General features: G+C 36.8%; 18 protein-coding genes. 10 read left to right on the top strand and 8 right to left on the bottom strand.

Annotated features, from left to right (window positions below):
- Positions 1–9: 9 nt before the first annotated feature.
- Positions 10–1,599 (top strand): hypothetical protein, encoded by a 1,590-nt coding sequence (locus tag CH354_RS17390; RefSeq protein WP_100727654.1) that lies wholly within the window; start codon positions 10–12, stop codon positions 1,597–1,599.
- A 50-nt stretch (positions 1,600–1,649) separates the two neighbouring features.
- Here the strand turns inward: CH354_RS17390 and CH354_RS17385 are convergent, their stop codons facing one another.
- Positions 1,650–2,159: a hypothetical protein gene (locus tag CH354_RS17385; RefSeq protein WP_100727653.1), complete on the bottom strand. Its 510-nt coding sequence runs from the start codon at positions 2,157–2,159 to the stop codon at positions 1,650–1,652.
- 141 nt (positions 2,160–2,300) lie between these two features.
- On the opposite strand from CH354_RS17385, the gene CH354_RS17380 reads away from it, so the two are divergent.
- Complete coding sequence (locus CH354_RS17380; protein ID WP_100727652.1) at positions 2,301–3,083, top strand: hypothetical protein; 783 nt, start codon at positions 2,301–2,303, stop codon at positions 3,081–3,083.
- Positions 3,084–3,148: 65 nt separating this feature from the next.
- Entirely contained in the window at positions 3,149–4,267 is a 1,119-nt protein-coding gene (locus CH354_RS17375; RefSeq protein ID WP_243396142.1) for an MBL fold metallo-hydrolase, read from the top strand.
- A 93-nt stretch (positions 4,268–4,360) separates the two neighbouring features.
- Here the strand turns inward: CH354_RS17375 and CH354_RS17370 are convergent, their stop codons facing one another.
- Positions 4,361–4,774 carry an SRPBCC family protein gene (locus CH354_RS17370; protein WP_100727650.1) on the bottom strand — a complete coding sequence of 138 codons (414 nt, stop codon included), beginning with the start codon at positions 4,772–4,774 and terminating at the stop codon, positions 4,361–4,363.
- 111 nt (positions 4,775–4,885) lie between these two features.
- On the opposite strand from CH354_RS17370, the gene CH354_RS17365 reads away from it, so the two are divergent.
- From CH354_RS17365 to CH354_RS17335, 7 genes are all read left to right on the top strand, one after another.
- Entirely contained in the window at positions 4,886–5,764 is an 879-nt protein-coding gene (locus CH354_RS17365) for an Ig domain-containing protein (protein ID WP_243396141.1), read from the top strand.
- 67 nt (positions 5,765–5,831) lie between these two features.
- Complete coding sequence (locus CH354_RS17360) at positions 5,832–6,455, top strand: hypothetical protein (RefSeq protein WP_100727649.1); 624 nt, start codon at positions 5,832–5,834, stop codon at positions 6,453–6,455.
- A gap of 54 nt (positions 6,456–6,509) precedes the next feature.
- Positions 6,510–7,043, top strand: coding sequence for a hypothetical protein (locus tag CH354_RS17355; protein WP_100727648.1), 534 nt, complete (start codon positions 6,510–6,512; stop codon positions 7,041–7,043).
- 79 nt (positions 7,044–7,122) lie between these two features.
- Positions 7,123–7,614 (top strand): hypothetical protein, encoded by a 492-nt coding sequence (locus CH354_RS17350; RefSeq protein WP_243396140.1) that lies wholly within the window; start codon positions 7,123–7,125, stop codon positions 7,612–7,614.
- Positions 7,615–7,715: 101 nt separating this feature from the next.
- On the top strand, positions 7,716–8,114 hold the full coding sequence (locus tag CH354_RS17345) for a hypothetical protein (protein WP_238760713.1): 399 nt from the start codon (positions 7,716–7,718) through the stop codon (positions 8,112–8,114).
- A gap of 80 nt (positions 8,115–8,194) precedes the next feature.
- The gene (locus CH354_RS17340; RefSeq protein ID WP_100766552.1) at positions 8,195–9,253 is read left to right on the top strand and encodes an alkaline phosphatase D family protein; all 1,059 of its coding nucleotides are present in this window, start codon (positions 8,195–8,197) and stop codon (positions 9,251–9,253) included.
- 17 nt (positions 9,254–9,270) lie between these two features.
- Entirely contained in the window at positions 9,271–9,837 is a 567-nt protein-coding gene (locus CH354_RS17335) for a TetR/AcrR family transcriptional regulator (RefSeq protein ID WP_100727646.1), read from the top strand.
- 4 nt (positions 9,838–9,841) lie between these two features.
- On the opposite strand, the gene CH354_RS17330 is transcribed toward CH354_RS17335, so the two are convergent.
- The 6 genes from CH354_RS17330 to CH354_RS17305 form a co-directional block, all read right to left on the bottom strand.
- A complete protein-coding gene (locus CH354_RS17330) occupies positions 9,842–11,635 on the bottom strand; it encodes a TPM domain-containing protein (RefSeq protein WP_100766551.1) in 1,794 nt (597 codons plus the stop codon).
- A gap of 11 nt (positions 11,636–11,646) precedes the next feature.
- Positions 11,647–12,435: a DUF4349 domain-containing protein gene (locus tag CH354_RS17325; protein WP_100727644.1), complete on the bottom strand. Its 789-nt coding sequence runs from the start codon at positions 12,433–12,435 to the stop codon at positions 11,647–11,649.
- A 53-nt stretch (positions 12,436–12,488) separates the two neighbouring features.
- Positions 12,489–14,237, bottom strand: a complete 1,749-nt coding sequence (locus tag CH354_RS17320; protein WP_100727677.1) for an N-acyl-D-amino-acid deacylase family protein — start codon at positions 14,235–14,237, stop codon at positions 12,489–12,491.
- Between the two features lie 104 nt (positions 14,238–14,341).
- Positions 14,342–15,526, bottom strand: a complete 1,185-nt coding sequence (leuA2, locus tag CH354_RS17315; protein ID WP_100727643.1) for a 2-isopropylmalate synthase LeuA2 — start codon at positions 15,524–15,526, stop codon at positions 14,342–14,344.
- A 184-nt stretch (positions 15,527–15,710) separates the two neighbouring features.
- A complete protein-coding gene (locus tag CH354_RS17310) occupies positions 15,711–17,150 on the bottom strand; it encodes a sodium:solute symporter (RefSeq protein WP_100727642.1) in 1,440 nt (479 codons plus the stop codon).
- Positions 17,151–17,169: 19 nt separating this feature from the next.
- Positions 17,170–17,769: a CBS domain-containing protein gene (locus CH354_RS17305; RefSeq protein WP_100727641.1), complete on the bottom strand. Its 600-nt coding sequence runs from the start codon at positions 17,767–17,769 to the stop codon at positions 17,170–17,172.
- Between the last annotated feature and the right edge of the window lie 50 nt (positions 17,770–17,819).

Raw genomic sequence — 17,819 nt, 5'->3', positions numbered from 1 at the left:
GGTGATTTGATGAACCAAAAAAGAAATCTATTTTTGCTAATTTGTCTTTCCTTTTCGTCATTGTTTGCTGTTGATCAGGTGACTTGGAACCAAGCAGACAAGTTTTTGAAAAAACAAGATTACCTCTCTGCATTCAAACTATCGGAAGGGATTATCCAAGCGGATCCAAAAGATAGTTTTGGTTGGTGGCTTCGATTGGCTTCTTCTTCTCAATTGGCGAGTAAAAAAGGGAAATGGCCAGATGAATGTGTGAAGAGTGCAAACCAACATATTATACTCGTTCCTGAAGAAGAACCATCTAGTTTGACAACAGCAATCTGGTGTCTCAATCATGATTCTCGTTATTCTGAAATGGTATCCCTCATCCCTAAGGTCATTCCGAAAGCAAGAGAAAAAATTGGGGATGACAACTATGGGTCTCTAATCAATGTTTTAACGATCGCATATTTAAAGTTAAATGAAAGAGAGAAGGCCAGGGAATTTTTATACTCTGGTCTTTCTTTGTTATCTGGAAAAGATGCAGCAATGAACACTGGTTATAATGTCGGTGAACTTTTTATCGATTCAGAAATCACAATGGAAGAAAGGGAAAAGTGGCATGAATTATTTCAGAATAATCTGTTCAAAGATAAATTGTCTAACCCACTCGTTCCTGCAATCGCTTGGAATACTTCCTTACTCACTGATGAATATGTAAAAAAAGGGAAATACAATTACGCATTTGATACCATATCTTTGTTATACCCAGATATGGATGTACACGTAACCTCATATTGGAATTTTTTACGAGACCAACTTCTCATCAAATACAAGGCGTTACAGTTTAGAACAAAAAAGTTAAAAGAAGAACCTCGCCGGAATCTAAAAATGATATTTTTGGTTGTCCCTCGCACACGATTCAAAGATCCATTACCTAATCAATTAAGTTCCTTTGGAAATATGGATGCAGATTTAACGGAAAAGGATTTTTCCGATTTATTGTTAAGTTTTATTTACTTTCGAGACTCCTTTGAAGAGGTATCAAAGGGAATCCATTGGGATTATGAAGTGATCCGTACCAATTCAGAAATCACTTCTACAAATTTTAGAGATGAATCCTTTCGTTTTGTGATGCAACCTTCGCTCGAATCCATCCAACCAGCATTATCAAAGGATATACTCGACCAGATCAAATCAAGTGATGGAGTGATTGTCGTTTGGCCAGGTGTCAAACAACCAAATCGAGTACTCATAACCAATGGAGGTGGGACTGAATGGAATTATGGCACTGATGCAGATCCAGAAGTGAGACTGACCATCCTTTCGGATTCCAATAAAAGTATCGCAAGTGGAAATCATGCCAACCATCCCATTTTCATTTACCATGAATTATTCCATGTTTTGGAATGGGCATACCACAAATCCAACTTCCCTAAAAAAGACCATCCATACCAAAGGAAAAAAGAGTGGCCTCGCGATTACCAAGGAAATACAGAGTGGGACTTTTACTCGGAAACATTTAACAAACGTATGATGGTAGAAGACCAAATGGATCGATTGTATTGGATAGGAAGAAAAGAAGGGTTTTACGGAATCAAAGTCAAAGAAGAAAAAAAATAACACAAACGGTTAACTTTTTTTCAGCCTTTCCTTTCAATCAATATGTAAAGTTAGATGGTTCCATCTAACTTTGCTTCTTTTAGAATGGAATGGATATGGTGGTTTAATAATTTTTGGAATTCCGGATTTTCGAGGAAAAAAGGCCAAAGGGGTAAAAATATCCATCCATTGTACACTTTAAATTTTGATTCTCGTTTGTAATTATTTGCTTTTCCCGTTTCTTGATCACGAATGCTCACTTCTGTTGTGATCGTTTCATAAGTGATACTTGGTAAGATTCCAAACGAAAGTCCCGAGATCCAAACACCAATTCCTTCTTCAGGTTTTCTCGTTAGAAACACTAAAGCATAAACATCATCATCCTTGTATCCAACTTTGACAGATTTGAAATAACCAGCTGTTTCAAATGCTGTTTGTAGCAGTTTTCCTTGATTGATAACACTACTTGGATGATCAAATGTAGATGGGTTGAAAATGGTAATGGATTTTTGGGACGGATTTTGTTTTAAGGATAGGAGGAATTTAGTATCTACTTCTGATAAATTTTCAGCAAACGTCATACAGTTGTTTGTGCATAACAAACATAAAATGTAAAAAAAGAATCCGACTCTAGAACACATCGCCAAAGAATGAATTCTTCCCGCCTAATATCAAGTTATTTTTTCTTGACACCTCTAATTTACAAAACATTGTAATCTACCATGGCTTTTCACCGTATCACTTCAGTTCTTATTCTTTTTTTCACTTATGTATTTATTTCTGCAGGGTGTAAAGCAACAACAGAACGAGTGTTTGATCCTAGTGATTCTAAATCCGAGACAAAAAACACTCTTGTTGGTTTTTTATTATTGGATGAGACCGAACAAAAGGATTTTTCGATTGCGGTTAGTTACGTTAGCTTACAACCGTTATCAGGGGAAAATGTAAAAATAGACGAGATTGTAGAACTAAATCCATCTCTTGATATATACAGAGGTTCTTATATTAAAACTTCTTTTTATTATTTTGAAGAAGAAAAAGAATCTTATGTTTCATTTTCCAATCATCCTAAAAAATCAATTTTTAACCCAAACAAGTTGGATGGCGACAAGGAGTATTTAATTAGGGAACTGAATTGGACAAGGAGTTGTGGAAATAAATGTAGAATCAGTATGAATTCAAGGCTAAACCCTTTCAAAAGTGTGAATACATTAAAAATCAAAGGGAAACCGGGAGAGATCGTTTTCCTTGGTATTTATACGATCAAAACGAATCAAATTCCTGGTACTTCGAGTTTTACCATAGAGTTCAACCGAATTTCGGACGACTCAGAGTTTTACCATAGGCGGATTGATCCTCTTCAGGAAAAAATAATTTTTGATCCTCAATTTGGCAAAAATCAAAAATCGGCAGAAATTCAATTTCTGAAATCCATTTTGGAAATGCAAAAATCTGGGTTTTGGTATGAAAAGGCAAAAGAAAAATTAAATACCCTCATAAGATAAGTTTACAAAACGTTTTTCCAGATACAAAATGTCTAACTTAGACAGCTGTGTTTGGAGAAACTTCTTTGCCAACAATCCTCATATCCTTATCAATCGTAGTGGTATTTTCTATTTCTTTTTTCCAATGTAAGGCATTTGGAAAAGACCCAGAAGGTTCCCATAAAGAATTGATTCAAAAATCAACCCATTACGATCATTCACGCGAACAGTTCGTAAACCGAAGACCAGATGTACTGGAAAAAATGAGAGAAGGTCAAAACTTCTTTTCTCTTTTCGTTAAGTTTATGTTTGGTGGTGACAAATACCAGAAACCTTCCGTAAAATTACCGGAAGAAAAACCAAACTTTCAGGAATTTTTAAAACCTGACGAAAGTATCAAATTTATTTGGTTTGGGCATTCTACATTCCTTGTGAACATTGAAGGAACCATTTTACTCTTTGATCCTGTTTTTTCAGGGTCAGCAGCTCCCTTTGCTTTTATGGTCAAACGATTCCAAGATGCTGTTGTGAAATTAGAAGAATTGCCAAAAATCGATTATATCATTATCTCACATGACCATTACGATCATTTGGATATGGAAACTATCGATTTTTTTAAAGCCAAATATACTCGTTTTCTCACTCCGCTGGGTGTGACTTCGCATCTAAAAGAATGGGGGATTCCTGAAGATCGGCTCACAGAACTCGATTGGTGGGAAAAGTTTACCATTGGAAAAATTCAAATTGTTTGTACACCTGCTCAACATTTTTCAGGACGGAGGGGTATGAATGGGAACCAAACTCTTTGGTCTTCTTGGACAGTGATAGGTGAAAAGGAACGATTTTATTTTAGTGGGGATTCCGGTTACGATATCCATTTCAAACAAATTGGTGATACATATGGTCCCTTTGATTTAACTTTCATCGAAAATGGACAATACAATCCTATGTGGGAAGCGGTTCATGTTTTGCCAGAACAAACCGCAAAAGCTCATTTGGATTTAAAAGGCAAACGATTGGTGCCTGTCCATTGGGGAATGTTTAATTTATCCCTTCATAGTTGGTATGAACCAGCTGAAAACATTGAAAGAGAATCAAAAAAATATAACATTGATTTGATGACTCCAAAATTTGGGCAGTTGGTAAAACTAAAGGAACCAAATCTATTGGAACGTTGGTGGAAAAAATACATAGAAACCGATTGAGTTTCTTTGTCCAACAATCCAAAAGAGAGTAGGATTGTTGGATTTCTTTCTCAATTAAGAAATGTTAGTTGTAAGGGAAACTGGATTCAATCACTAATTTGATTCAACATAATGTTTGAAATTATTTAAGATCGATTGCCATCCATCTTTTTGCATCTCCACTGGATTTTCATTCTCTGCATCAAAAACAACAATCACTTCCGTATTGGGAGATTTGTCTAAAAATTGCACCTTAACCTTTCGACCGTCAGGCATTGTGTAAGACAATGATTGAAATTCTTTCACTTCATCGAATATTGCTTCAAAATCGAATCCAAAACTTCCATCTTTTGCTTCCATTCTTGCAAAATACTTTCCACCTGCAACTAAATCCACTTTTGCAGCGGGACAATGCCAAGAGGGATCTGCAAAATTCCAAGATGTGATGTGAGATGGGTTTGTATAGTATTCCCAAACTTTTTTTCGTTCGGAAGTGATGAGCGCGTTAATCGTAATTTCTGTAGGCATAAGGGAAAATGGATTCAGTTTGTAACCCTTGAGTCAATGATATTTTCCCATCTTTTTTAAAACCATTTCATAGAAAGATTTACCCCAATCCATTACAAGGTGGTACAACAAATGGGAAAAAAAATCTATAACTATCGTTATGCAAAAATTCTTGTGATGACTTCATTCGTTCTCGTATTGTTTGGTTGTTCCGACAATTCGAATTCAAATTTTTCAAATTGGATGGAGGGAATCCTTCTTACGGTCAAAGTGCCACAAGTCGAAACATCGAATGAACCAAATGAGCCAACATTAGGGAATGAATTTGAGATCCACTCCTTCACTCCAAACGTACTTTTGGAAAATTCTAACTTTGTGATCACAGGTAAGAATCTCCTCTTGTTATCTCCGAAAACATTGTGGGGAGAAGTTGGTGATAAGTATCTTTCCTTTATAAGCACTACTGATCAAGAAATTAAAGGGCAAGTGAAAGTATGTCCGAGTCCCATGATCGAAGTTCAAATTGTCAGTCCATCGAACGGAAAAGAAAAACGCCTTTTGCCATGTCTTGGATCCTTTTATTATTCATTCCGTTCTTACTTTTTGGAAACCAACCAGGCGATTTCAAATTTTGAACCAAGGGCTTTGAATCCTTCCTTACAAGGATTAGTGAATTTAGGTGAGATTGTGTTTGGAATTGAACCCCAACTTCCGAGTGGCATTTTTTTCGATTCCAATACAGGTATAGTTACGGGAATCCCAACAACTTCTTCCAATCAAATGTTTCAATCCTTTCAAGTGACTGCTTCTTTAAAATCGAATCCAGAACTTAAAATCCATTCCGAGTTCAAACTCATTGTCCTAACGAGTGAAGAAAAAAATAACCGAACGTGTCGTGAGATCACAGCTACCTCAACTTGTAACGGACCATCACCTCATGTTTGTTCCAATAGTAGTAAATGTTTTATGAGTAAACTAGCTTGTATCTCAGATATTGAGTGTGGCCTTTAAAAAAAGGAAAACCTCTATTTACAAATCGAAACCTATCTGAAAAGATGTGAAAGTCAGGTGGTCACCTTTGAAATATTCACATCTATTTTTTGTTAGTTTTTTAACTCTTGTTTTCCCTCTCCTTGCCATTGATGAAAGTAGAGAACCAAATGTTCAATATACACTCCAAATCAATGGAAAGGATTATGATCTCATCGCTGATATTCCTAAAAAAATAAACGGAAATTTCCAAAACTTAAATCTATTGTTAAAAGCAGGTAAATGGAAAGAGTTCGCATATGGTGGAATTCAGTTTTCCTATTTAGCTTCCTTTACTTGGGAAGCTGACATCCAATCCGATAGTGATAAAAGTTGGGTTTTGTCTGGTAATGATTTTAAAATCATGTATTTTGTTTTGTCTGAAGCGATTACAATCGAAGATTATACAAATGCTTTTGCAGATCGAATGGGAAAAGAGAATACCCAAATCTTTGATGTAGAAGATCGTTTTGGAAATGCTACATACACTGGTAAAAAATTATTTGTAAAGATTTCTGGTGTGGACCTTGTTTATGAAATTTATCTTATCCCTACAAAGGAAGGCACAAGGATCTTAACATTACAGGATGCACCCGAAAGTACGGACAAGTCAAGCCCGGAAAAAATCCAAATGATGGAACAAATTCGAAAACAGTTTACCATTCTCAAATAATAAAGAACCAACTTCGTATTTTTTTACCTATTTGTTTCGACAAGTAGGTAAAGTATGCGTAAGTTTTGTTTTTTCCATTTCTGTATGGTGTTGTTTGTTTTCCAATGTTCCTCACAAGAAGACAAAGGACTCATTCCTGGCACCAGAATCACTGGTGATCCACTCGGTGATGTTTTGGTATTTCTAGCATTATCGAATCCACCATGCCAATTTTTAACAAGTGAAAATGCTGGAGTAACATTTGTTTTACGAGAAGGGCAAACATCTATATGTAGTGCACAACTTGTGAATGGTTCACTTCAGGTAGAAAAATCGGGAAAATACCAGGTCCAATCATTTGCGGGTAAACAGACTTTATCTTCTTCCAGATGTAATTCCCTTTCTTTTGATTTCCATGTAAAATTGAGGGAGGGAAGTACCGATTTATTTTCCTCTCAGAATCCCACTCCAAGTGAAATCAGTCTCGAGATGGGAAAACAATACCAAATATTGGCTTCTGGGCTTGTAAATCCCGATTTGTACCAGTGCCAAGGACGTCCCGTTTCCTCATCGGTCACTGCTTACCGTATCCAATTCCAAAAACTTTAATTTGATTCGGTTTCCCCTCTTTCCAAATCCATAACTAAAAAATTGAGTTTCGAAAAACTGATTTAGGTAGTATCCGCAAATGCGGATAACTACCATCGCTTTCCCTCCGTTAGGAGGTTATACTTTCCATATGAGGTGGCTCTTCTTTCTTATAATAGGTTTCCATTCTTGTACCAGTTTTGACCGTATGGTATTTTTAGGCATCGTGGATGATTCGATCAGAGAAAAGAGAAACGAATACATTCGCCGGCAAGTAACATTAGGCGCCAGTTCGGAATGTTTGGTCCTACCGAGTGGATCGATTCCTTTTTCTAGAATGGAACCTTGTCCGATTGGTGATTTCAGAAGTGTCGATTATGACCGAATGATCAAAGTAGAAGGTCGTATCCATGTATGGTATGTTCCAAGTTATTTATTGGAAGGACATTCCAATTTAGAGTTTTACCAAGACGTCACACTAGGACGAGGCCCATTTCATAACCGATCGTTAAAGGAGAATATCCTCCGACAATCCATGTCTCAAAGCCAATATCAAAATCGAAAGATTCCGACCTTACAATATTCGAAATGAAAGAGGGGTTCATACAAATGACTCAATATTGGATTCTGTTTTTCATCTTTGTTTTTTGTTTCGATTGTTCGGGGCGGCAGAAGAACCAGGAATATATCACTTTGGATGAACCTGCTATCCCCATCAAATCAAATGGTGGAGGGTTTGCAAAGAAGTATGGTTATCAATCAGAATGTTTGGTTTTGATGGAAGGGCCTGTACCCAGTCGATTGGAACCTTGTGTGATTGGTGATGTTCGGTCTGCATCTATGATGTATAAAGAAACGGAAGTGACCGTTTCGGGTGAAACTGCTCAATTTGAATGGCAAATGACAGGCATGGTGTATTCACCATTTGTGAACGAAACCTATTACCAAAATGCGATTTTATACCGAGGTTCCTTTTTTCGAAAATCAGACATTCAATATGATAGACGATCTCCATATCCGACCATTGTTCCTTATTTGACAAGGCCTTCCTATCATTACCCAAGGCATGGGTATTACCGGTATGGTAGATAAGGATTTACGATTGACGTTACTCAATCATCCATCCAAACTTCTATTAGGAGATAGGTTCTTCTCATTCTATCATTTCTCTCATGAAACATTTTTTCTTTATACTTCTCGGTCTTAGTTCACTTTCCTATCCCCTGGTCGCAAAAGAGTCAAAAACTCTTTCGATTGGATTTGGTTCTTGTTTGCACCAAGAAAAAGAAAGTCCTATTTTAAAAATCATCCAATCAGAAAAAATGAATTATTTCATCATGTTAGGTGATAACATTTATGCGGACCAATTGTTTGCAAATGATAAAATTCCTGCTTATGAAAAACAATTCAAACGACCAGAATGGAAGTTGATCCAAAAAGACACCAAACTACTGTTTACTTGGGATGACCATGATTACGGGATCAATGATAGTGGTGGCGAATATGTAGACAAAGTAAATTCCAGAAATATATTTTTAAAATACATCTCACCTATGATGCCAAAACAAATTTCATTTGGCACAGAAAATAAAGAAGGAATCTTCTACTCCTATTGGATTCCATTTCAGGGAAAAAAAATCCATATCATCATTCCCGATACACGTTACTTTCGTTCTCCTTTAGAAAAGAGTTTTTATTCTTATTTGACTGGGAAAAGCCAATACAGTCCTTCTTCCGATACAACTCGGACCATTTTGGGACAAGAGCAGTGGGAATGGCTTACAAAAGAACTGGCAAAACCATCCGACTTACTCATTTTTGTTTCTAGCATCCAAGTTTTACCAACAGAACAACCATTTGAAAAATGGAATAATTTTCCACATGAAAGAGAAAGGTTATTACTCGCTCTTCAAAATGCGAATACTAAAGGATTGTTACTTGTATCTGGAGATAGGCATATTGCCGAAATCCACGAATATAAAATCCCGGACAAATCTTCTTTGATTGAAATTACATCTAGTTCTCTCAATTTGCCCCTTCCATTTTTACCTTTAGAATATGATTCCGAATTGAAGATTGGGAATACATACAAAAATGAAAATTATGGATTCATTCAAATCTCTTTGCAAGATGGTTTGTTACGCTGGTCGACATCCATCAAAGATTTAAATGGAAAATCTGTTTTAGAGGTTCATTCCAATATGCCAGCGAACCAGTTAGAAAAAAAATAGAAAATGGAGTCATCATTTTGAAACCGAAAGATAAAATTTTAGAAAGTTCATTTGCTTTGTTCCGCGAGAAAGGATTCCAAGCTACAGGCATTGCAGAAATATTAGAAAAGGCTGGTGCTTATAAAAAAACTCTATATGATCATTTTCGATCAAAGGATGACATTGGATTTGAATACTTAAACTATTTGTCCGAACAACAAAGGATAGTGATGTTAAAAGTGTTAGGGAAAGCAAACGATCTTTCTGACTTCATTGATAAATGGGTGAATTTCATTGTTCGTAACCAAAGGAATACCTCCAGAAAAGATTGTCCAATTGCATTGTTTTCAGGTGAAATTTCCCACCTGAACCAATTTGATTCGTATCGGAATCGCGCCATACAACATGTGTTAGAAACTGTAGAAATTTGTATCCTGAAGTTCGAGCCGAGTTTACGCCCCGATCTTGTAAAATCCTTGAGTTATGAACTATATATGAGTTATTTAGGTGGATTACGTTTGTATGCACTTACCAAAGATCGTAAGGTAATTGAAAGGATGAAATCACAAATGATCCATTCTGCTCAAAGGTTAATCAAAGTTTAGTTATTTATGACCAACTTCCACTCGCACCACCACCACCTGACCTTCCTCCTCCGCCAGAGTAGGAGCTACTAGAGGAACGGTAACTGGAACCTGATCCAGAACTTGAGGTAGAACCAGAACCAGAACCAGAACTTGTAAAAAAGTCCCGAGTATAGGTACTGACTGTCTTTGACCAACCGAGTTTTCGAAAGATAAAAATGAAGATCGAAGTGAAAATGGCTGAACCGATCATTGATGACAGTGCATATAGGTTAGGTGAGTCTGGTAACATGTATAACTTCATTCGTATGATGACTCCGATCACATAAAATAGTCCATAAAAGAAGATCATTCCTTCACCCGAAGCCAAACCAACCCATAAGAAAAAAATCATCAACATGAAGAACAATTGAAATAGAAAATGTGGTTCCTTAATGATTACTTTTGAAGTGGAAGTCGCGGTTGATGTGTTCGATGAATTTTCGTAATTAAAATCCTTTTGGTAACGAAGTGAATTGAGATAATGATCAATTCCTTCCGCACTTCGAATGCAGATCCAATCAATGTCTGCTACCTTTAGTTCGGATTGTATCGCATTTGTAATCGATTCTTCCAATTTTGGATTTTCAATCGAGTAATGAGATGATCCATTGATTGACTCAATCATAGAATTTTGATCGGTATAAACCAAGAATTTTTTGTGATTTAAGGAAAAGAGTAAGGTGATCCCAGGTGACTTTCCAAAAGCCAATTGGTGGTATTTTTTCCCTTCTTCCTTTAAATCACTTTTTGTATCTAAGAAAAGAATTTGAATTCCAATTTTGTATTCTGTTTCTAACTTTCGAATGGTTTCACCTGCCCTGTCATAAGAGAATCGTTCTAATGAATCAAAAGGATCGTAGATTCCTGTGCCTTTTTCGATTTCGATTTTTTTCTCATGACGGATATGATCTAACAGATCTAAAAATGCGCGGTATGTATAATTTGTAAAATCTCCTGTTCTCTTTTCATTGTATCGATTGTGAAAGATACTCCTGATTTTGTTTTGGCTAAGAGACCAGTAAAAATCTGGGCTTGTTACGATTGTGCCTTTATATTCATTTTTAGGTGAAGTTACAAAAATTACAGAACTTACATTTGGAGAAGATTTTTGTCGTTGTAAGAGTAGGTGATTGGCTGCTCCTTCTAAAGCAAATTGGGATTCTAGTGGAAGTACACAAAATTTAAAATCAATCAATCGAATCGATTTTGTTTCCTTCAAGAGGTAAGGAATTGTATCCGAATGTAATTCTGAATTGGTATCACTAAATGGTTTTGGGCAAGATTCATTCGTCAACTTTGGTGATTGAATCCTGAGTTGTTCTAAAATAGCAGTGACACCAGAGATCATCGCCATAGAAGGATTTCCAGCTTTCATATTAGGGATGATGATTTCATCAATGATACGTTTTGCGATTAAATCAGTAAGGATTGATTCGAGACCATAACCAACTTCAATTCTTACCTTTTTATCATTGGGAGCAAGTAACAACAATATCCCATTGTCTTTCTCTTTTTGTCCGAGTTTCCATTGTTCAAAAACAGCAACTGCTTCTTTTTCAATTGTACTTTCATTCAAACTTTCTGCAATATATACCACAACTTGATTGGAAGTTATTTTTTCTTCTTCTAACAAGATGGTTTCTAGTTTTGATTTGATTTCCAATGGCAAATATCCGCTTGGATCAACCACTGGTCCCGTAAGTACTGGATAAGAACCGAAGGGTACCTTACATGAAAAAATACTAACTAACGTTAACGTTAAAATAAGTCTTTTCATTGTATCAAAACTTATTTTTCTTTGGGAACTTCTTGGATAAATAACCAGATGAAACCATCCTTTACTTTGCCAAGTCCCAGGTATAACCAATAGAAAGGATATCCAACGGGTCCTGGTTGGTATTCTTTTTGTACGACTGGTTCCCATTTTTGTCGAACATGGACTGTCACAGTCGAAAGTTGGACTGCTTGGGATAGATATTTTAATTTTCCTTCCCAACGTTCTATGGATTCAGATACTTTATTCAGTTCAGCTTCTACTTTTAAAGTTTCTTCCAAAGTTTTTGCCGTTTTTAAAATTTCTAATAACCGAGTCCGCATTTTTTGAGCATTTTCTAAACGGATCTCTGTATCTAAATAATCTTCTGTAACATCTTTAGCAGAAACATCTTCTGAATAGTTATGTGATTCTTTTTTTAAACTGCTGAGAAAGTTTTTTAGATTTTCCTGTGGGATTTTTAATTGAATGGTTCCTTGGGAACTATATTGGAGTGCATAACCTCCAAACGTTTCTGCCAATTTGATGATTTCTAATACTTTTGGTTCAATCTCCTTTGATTGTAAATTCACTACAACTGTATAGATCATCATTCTTTTCGGGGATTTGTTTTCTTGTGGTTTACCCTCCGATTTTGGAGATGAGGAAACACCAGGTGAAACTTTTGATTCTTCGTATTCATCTCCTGAATTACGCGAAGCATATTCTCGTTCGCTGCGACTAGTACTAGAACATTGGATGTGTAAAAGAAATAGGGAGAGAAGGATGGAAAAAGAAAAAAGGGAAATCGAGTTTGGTTTCATGGTTTGGTTGGATACTGAATCTAATCGAACCAGTATCCAACTTCAAACCTTTTTTAAGCACCGATTTGTGATTCTAAAAAGCGACCATACCCTCGTTCTTTTCCTAGTCCGGAGACGGGTTTCCCCCCATCCACCGCTAGTTTTCCATTAATGAAAACTTTTTTGATGGTATCATCATTACGACGAACCCATCGTTTAAAATCTTCCATAAACGGCATAGGTGCTTCAACATCCTTGGCCAATGACTCATCCAATTTGTTTGGATCAATTAGTACGAGGTCAGCTCGTTTTCCTTCTTTGATATAACCTGCATCAATTCCAAACCAATCACCAATTTCACCTGTCAGTCTGTGAACAGCACGTTCTATACTCATAAATGGTTTGTTTTCCAATTCGGCATCTCGTACTAGTTTTAACATTCGAAGCGGGAAGTTGTAATGTGCCATACCTCTCAGGTGTGCTCCTGCATCTGAAAATCCGATGAGAATATCTGGATAAGAAACTATTTTTTGAAGTGGTTCCTTTCTATGGTTTGCCATAACAGTATACCACCTAACTTTGTTTCCATGTTCTGCCACTAAATCCAAGAATGCTGTCACGGAGTGTACACCTCTTTCTTTTGCAACATCATCAATTGATTTTCCGATTAGAGATTTGTCCGGTGCATCTACGATTTTTGTTTCTCTAAAGTTTCTGTGAAACACTCGAGGTAAAAACCAATTTGTCCATTGTCTTTTGAACCAAGATCGATAATTTGGATCCTTCATTAGTGTTTTACGTTCCAATTCATCTTCAATGTGGTTTGCTTTTGCACCAGCTGCAAACTCTTCAAATACAACCACATCCATTCCATCTGCATATAGATCAAATGGTTCAGGAAGAGCTTGGAATCGAAAGTCCGATCGGAAAAGTTTATTCGTAATCCTTCCAATCACTCCTAATAATTTATACAAACCTGGATCAAATTTTACATCCATAAGAGAGATGATGGTAGTTTTTAATGGTTTTCTAAAAATACCAAATGCTTCCTTTAAAAACATCAAAACATTGATTTTAGTGGATACGTTTGGAACACCTTGGAATATTTTTCCACGTTTTCTTAGAGTTTTATTTAAAAACTCATACTCACTCCAGTTGGCAAAGGTTGAAGGAAGAGGTCTTGAGCGAAACCGGGAACCATCCATTTTATCCCAAACAAGTGTATTGATCGATAAACCCATAAAACCAGCATCCAATGCTTCTTCTAAGTGTTGGTTCATTTTCTCTAACTCTTGTTTGGTTGGTTTTTCTCCTTTTGTTAAAGATCTCTCTAATCCCATTACATGAGCACGGATTGCTGAGTGACCTGCAAAGGAAGTCACATTGGGCCCTAATGGAAGATCGTTTAAATGTTTTTTGTATTCAATGGCGGAGTTCCAATTTTTTTTACTCTCTAATATCGATAATACATTTTTTCTAGGGATTGCTTCTACACGGCTAAACATATCAGCAAGATCAGTCGGATCACCAACTGCCAAACTCAAAGAACAACTTCCAAGAGAGATCGTTGTAATTCCATGTCTCACTGATTCAGAAAGATCGGGAGCCATTTCAATTTCAGCATCATAATGAGTATGAAAATCGATAAAACCTGGAGTGAGCCATTGGCCTTTTGCATCAATGACTGTTTCTCCTGGTTTTGCACTCAATTCAGTTTTAGAAATCGTCTCCACAATTCCGTCTTTGATCCGCACATCTCCAATAAACGATGGGTTTGTGCTTCCATCAAAAATACGTGCTTGTTTGATAAGAGTTTCTGCCATGATACCTCCAGAAAAACCATTCGAAATTATGGCAGATTGACAAAGATTTGTCAACGATTCCTGATGAATTGCCTCAAGTTTCTCTGGACAAAACCCTTTACTGTTCACTGATAGGTGAGAATCGATCGGCTGAGTTCCACTAACTCTGTTTCGGTGATTTCTCGATTGTTCTCTTTGGAAGAAATTGACTTTGCAACTGAGAACAAATGGTGAATTTCTTCTTTTGAAACTTCGATCCCTTTTTGGCATAACAAAAATTCGATGGCTTTATGACCAGACTGGTTGGTGAATGAGATTGTTTCTTTGTCAAATCTACCTACAAATTCTGGTGAAAAGGTTCTATAAGCACCTTTGGATTGGTTCATAGTTTTGGTGACTCCGTCTTGATGGATGCCTGATCGATGTGAAAATATATCTTCACCGATGATGGGAGTTTTTTCTCCAATTGGAATTCCCGTTAATTCTGAAATTCGTTTTGCAGTTGGATAAATTCTATCAAACTGTATGTTCAAAGATTCACCATTTTGGTGTAAGGCAATCACTGTTTCATACAAATTGGTATTACCTGCTCTTTCACCAAGTCCATTCAATGCCACTTCAATTTGTTCTGCTCCGACATACACTGACTCAACCGATGTGGCAGTTGCCATACCCAAATCATTATGTGTATGAATGGAAATCATTGCTTTGTCTCCAATTGATTCCTTAATTTCCTTCACCATATTGACAAAAACCATCGGGCGATAACGTTCCACTGTATTTGGCAAGTTGATGATATTGGCACCAGCTTCAATCGCAGTCATAAATGCAAGTTTTGTGAATTCAAAGTTTTGGATGGCATCTCCAAAATGTTCCCCTGAAAACTGTATTTGGTGGTTTGGTCCAACAATCGAACGAGCAAAAGAAACAGAAGATTTGATTTTTTGAATCACTTCTTTTTCTGAGATCTTTAACACATGTTTAATGGAGAAGTCACTAACAGGATATACAATATGCATACGAGGTGAGTCTGCATGTTGTATGGCTTCCCACGTAACAGCGATTTCCTTTTCATTGGCTCTAGACAAAGCAGCAATTGGTTTGCCCTTTGGCGCTCGTTTAGACAAAACTTGACAGGTATAAAATTCGGATTCATTGGAAGAGGGAAATCCCACTTCTATGCCATCTACATTTAAACTGACAAGTAAGTCGAAAACTTCGATTTTTTCATTAAGTGTCCAAGGTCGTTTTAACGCTTGGTTTCCGTCCCGTAAGGTAACGTCTTGGATGTGAATGGTTTTTGGTTTCATGGTTCCTCCGTTTTCGCGATCTCACTACCGACCGGGGGAACAAATAAAAAAGCCCACTTCCCGGTTGGGAGTGGGCTTTGTCACATAGCACTCTCTCCCTCGAATTATAAAATTTCGAGGAGGAGGAGAAGCTGAATGTGTGCGAAAAATTTCATTGTTAACTTTTAGACGAACAGAGAACGGATTATCTGTCAACTTTTTTTAGCAATTTTCCTATCGAAACAAAACTAAGCAAAGAACCAAAACCAATGGGGACAAGAAGGGTAAAGGAAAGTTTCCAAACCAAACCCACACCTACAGTCGTGAGGATACTAGATAGGAATAAAAAAGAAAAGAGAGAACCAGAGATAGGAAGTTCCTTTTTCCCTTTGGCCAAAAAGAAAACAGCGATGGAGGGACCAAGTGTGTAAGAAAATATGGTGAGTCCCATTTCCAAAATTCCTTTTTCCCAAGTGTCAACAAGTGCATAGGGGATTAGGCTTGCGAAAAAAAGAAGGACACCGAAGAACAAAGACAAAATTCTCGGACTAAACCATTTGTCCATTTCCCAGTCCCTAGCCCAAGTGAGGGACAATGAATTGATAGTGGAACTGAGTGTGGACATCGCACTGGCAAGGATAGCAGCAACAAGGATCCCAAGGAAAGGAGATGGCACTTCCGTGATGATAAAATGACTAAACACTTTATCGGGTGGAATTGACTTCCCATTATAAAAAACAAACAAAAGAGATCCAATGCACAAAAAAAGTAAAAATTGAAAGAAAACAACGATACCACTTCCGATCAAAATCTTTTGACCCGAGAGTAAATTTTTTGTTGCTATCACTCTTTGGACTAACATCAAATCAGTTCCGTGCGAACCAATGGAGATAAAAGCTCCTCCTATGATGGCAAACAGAATGAAATAACTATTATCTCCAGTTTGGTTATAGTCGAAGACAAACACTTTCCATTTACCCAGAGATTGTAATTGTTCGATTACATTTGAAAATTCTTTACTACCAAATTGTGAATATATCAATACAAGTGCAAATATCCCACCGATAATATAAATGATCCATTGTAAGACATCCGTAAAAACAATTGCTCTAAATCCACCAAACACAGAGTATATGATGGTAACAATGCTAAGGATTGTTAATGCTATAATTCCAAGTATCTCAGGTGATACAGAAAATCCCATTCGTTCCAATAGAAATGCGATCGGTAAGGAACTAACATACAATCGGATTCCATCACCGAGTAAACGTGAAATCGTAAAAACAAAAGAGATCGTTTTTTGAGGAGATTTCCCGAATCGATTGCCTACATATTCATAAACTGAAATGGTATTTCCCGAGAAATAAGAAGGCAAAAGATATAATGCTACAATTGTCCTTCCAAAAATATAACCAATTGCTATTTCTAAAAAACGAAAATCTGTTTTGTAAGATAAGGAAGGAATACTTAAAAATGTTAAACTAGAAGTTTCGGTGGCCACTAGAGATAACATCAAAAACACCCAATGGATTTCTTTTTTTGCTAAATAAAAGTCCTCTTCTTTTTGTGTGTTCTTTGCAAAGTGAAAACCAAAATAGAACACGATAATAAAATAAATCAATATGACAAAAATGTCCCAAATCATAATTTTCCTTTTACAATGATTAAACCGTTAAACTCAAATTGGGATATTTCAAAAGAAGTCGAAGTAAATCTGATCTTGTGATGATGCCAATAGGTAAATTATCGTCATTTACGATTGGTAAACAACCAATTCTTTCTTCGAGTAATACCTTCGTGACCTGTCTGATTTCTGCTCCGGGTGTACCAACTAATACGCGTTTGATCATTGCATCCGAAACAGGTATTTCCCTTTCATAGGATTTCATTTTATCTAATAAATCCCTGTCAGAAACAAATCCAACGAGTTTTCCCGACTCATCTGTGATGGGAAGGTGTCGGATTCCTTTTTCCATCATAAAGTCGAGGCAGGATTGGGTGGATTCGTCCTGGTTTTTGGTCCAAACGGGATTTGTCATGATCTCGTGGAGGAAAAAGACAGGTTTTTCAGAGGGAAGTGAGGATTCTTTGTAAACATCCTCTGGGGTTCTGTGGAGAAAAGAGCCTGTGGGAGTTGTGCCAGGTTCTCCTTCCCCGATGGCTGGTGCGGAAGGTTTGCCTGATGGGTGGACCATAGGGACACGATTGGGTTGGATTTGCGGGGGATTGGGGGAAATTCGGCCATCATGGATCCAAAAGAACATAATTATGCCCTACCTTTCTGAAAAGTTTGTCAAAAATAAGAAAAAACTTG

Origin of the sequence: Leptospira levettii, assembly GCF_002812085.1 — a bacterium.
Taxonomy (GTDB): Bacteria; Spirochaetota; Leptospiria; order Leptospirales; family Leptospiraceae; genus Leptospira_A; species Leptospira_A levettii.
This window is presented reverse-complemented; position numbering and strand designations above follow the sequence as displayed.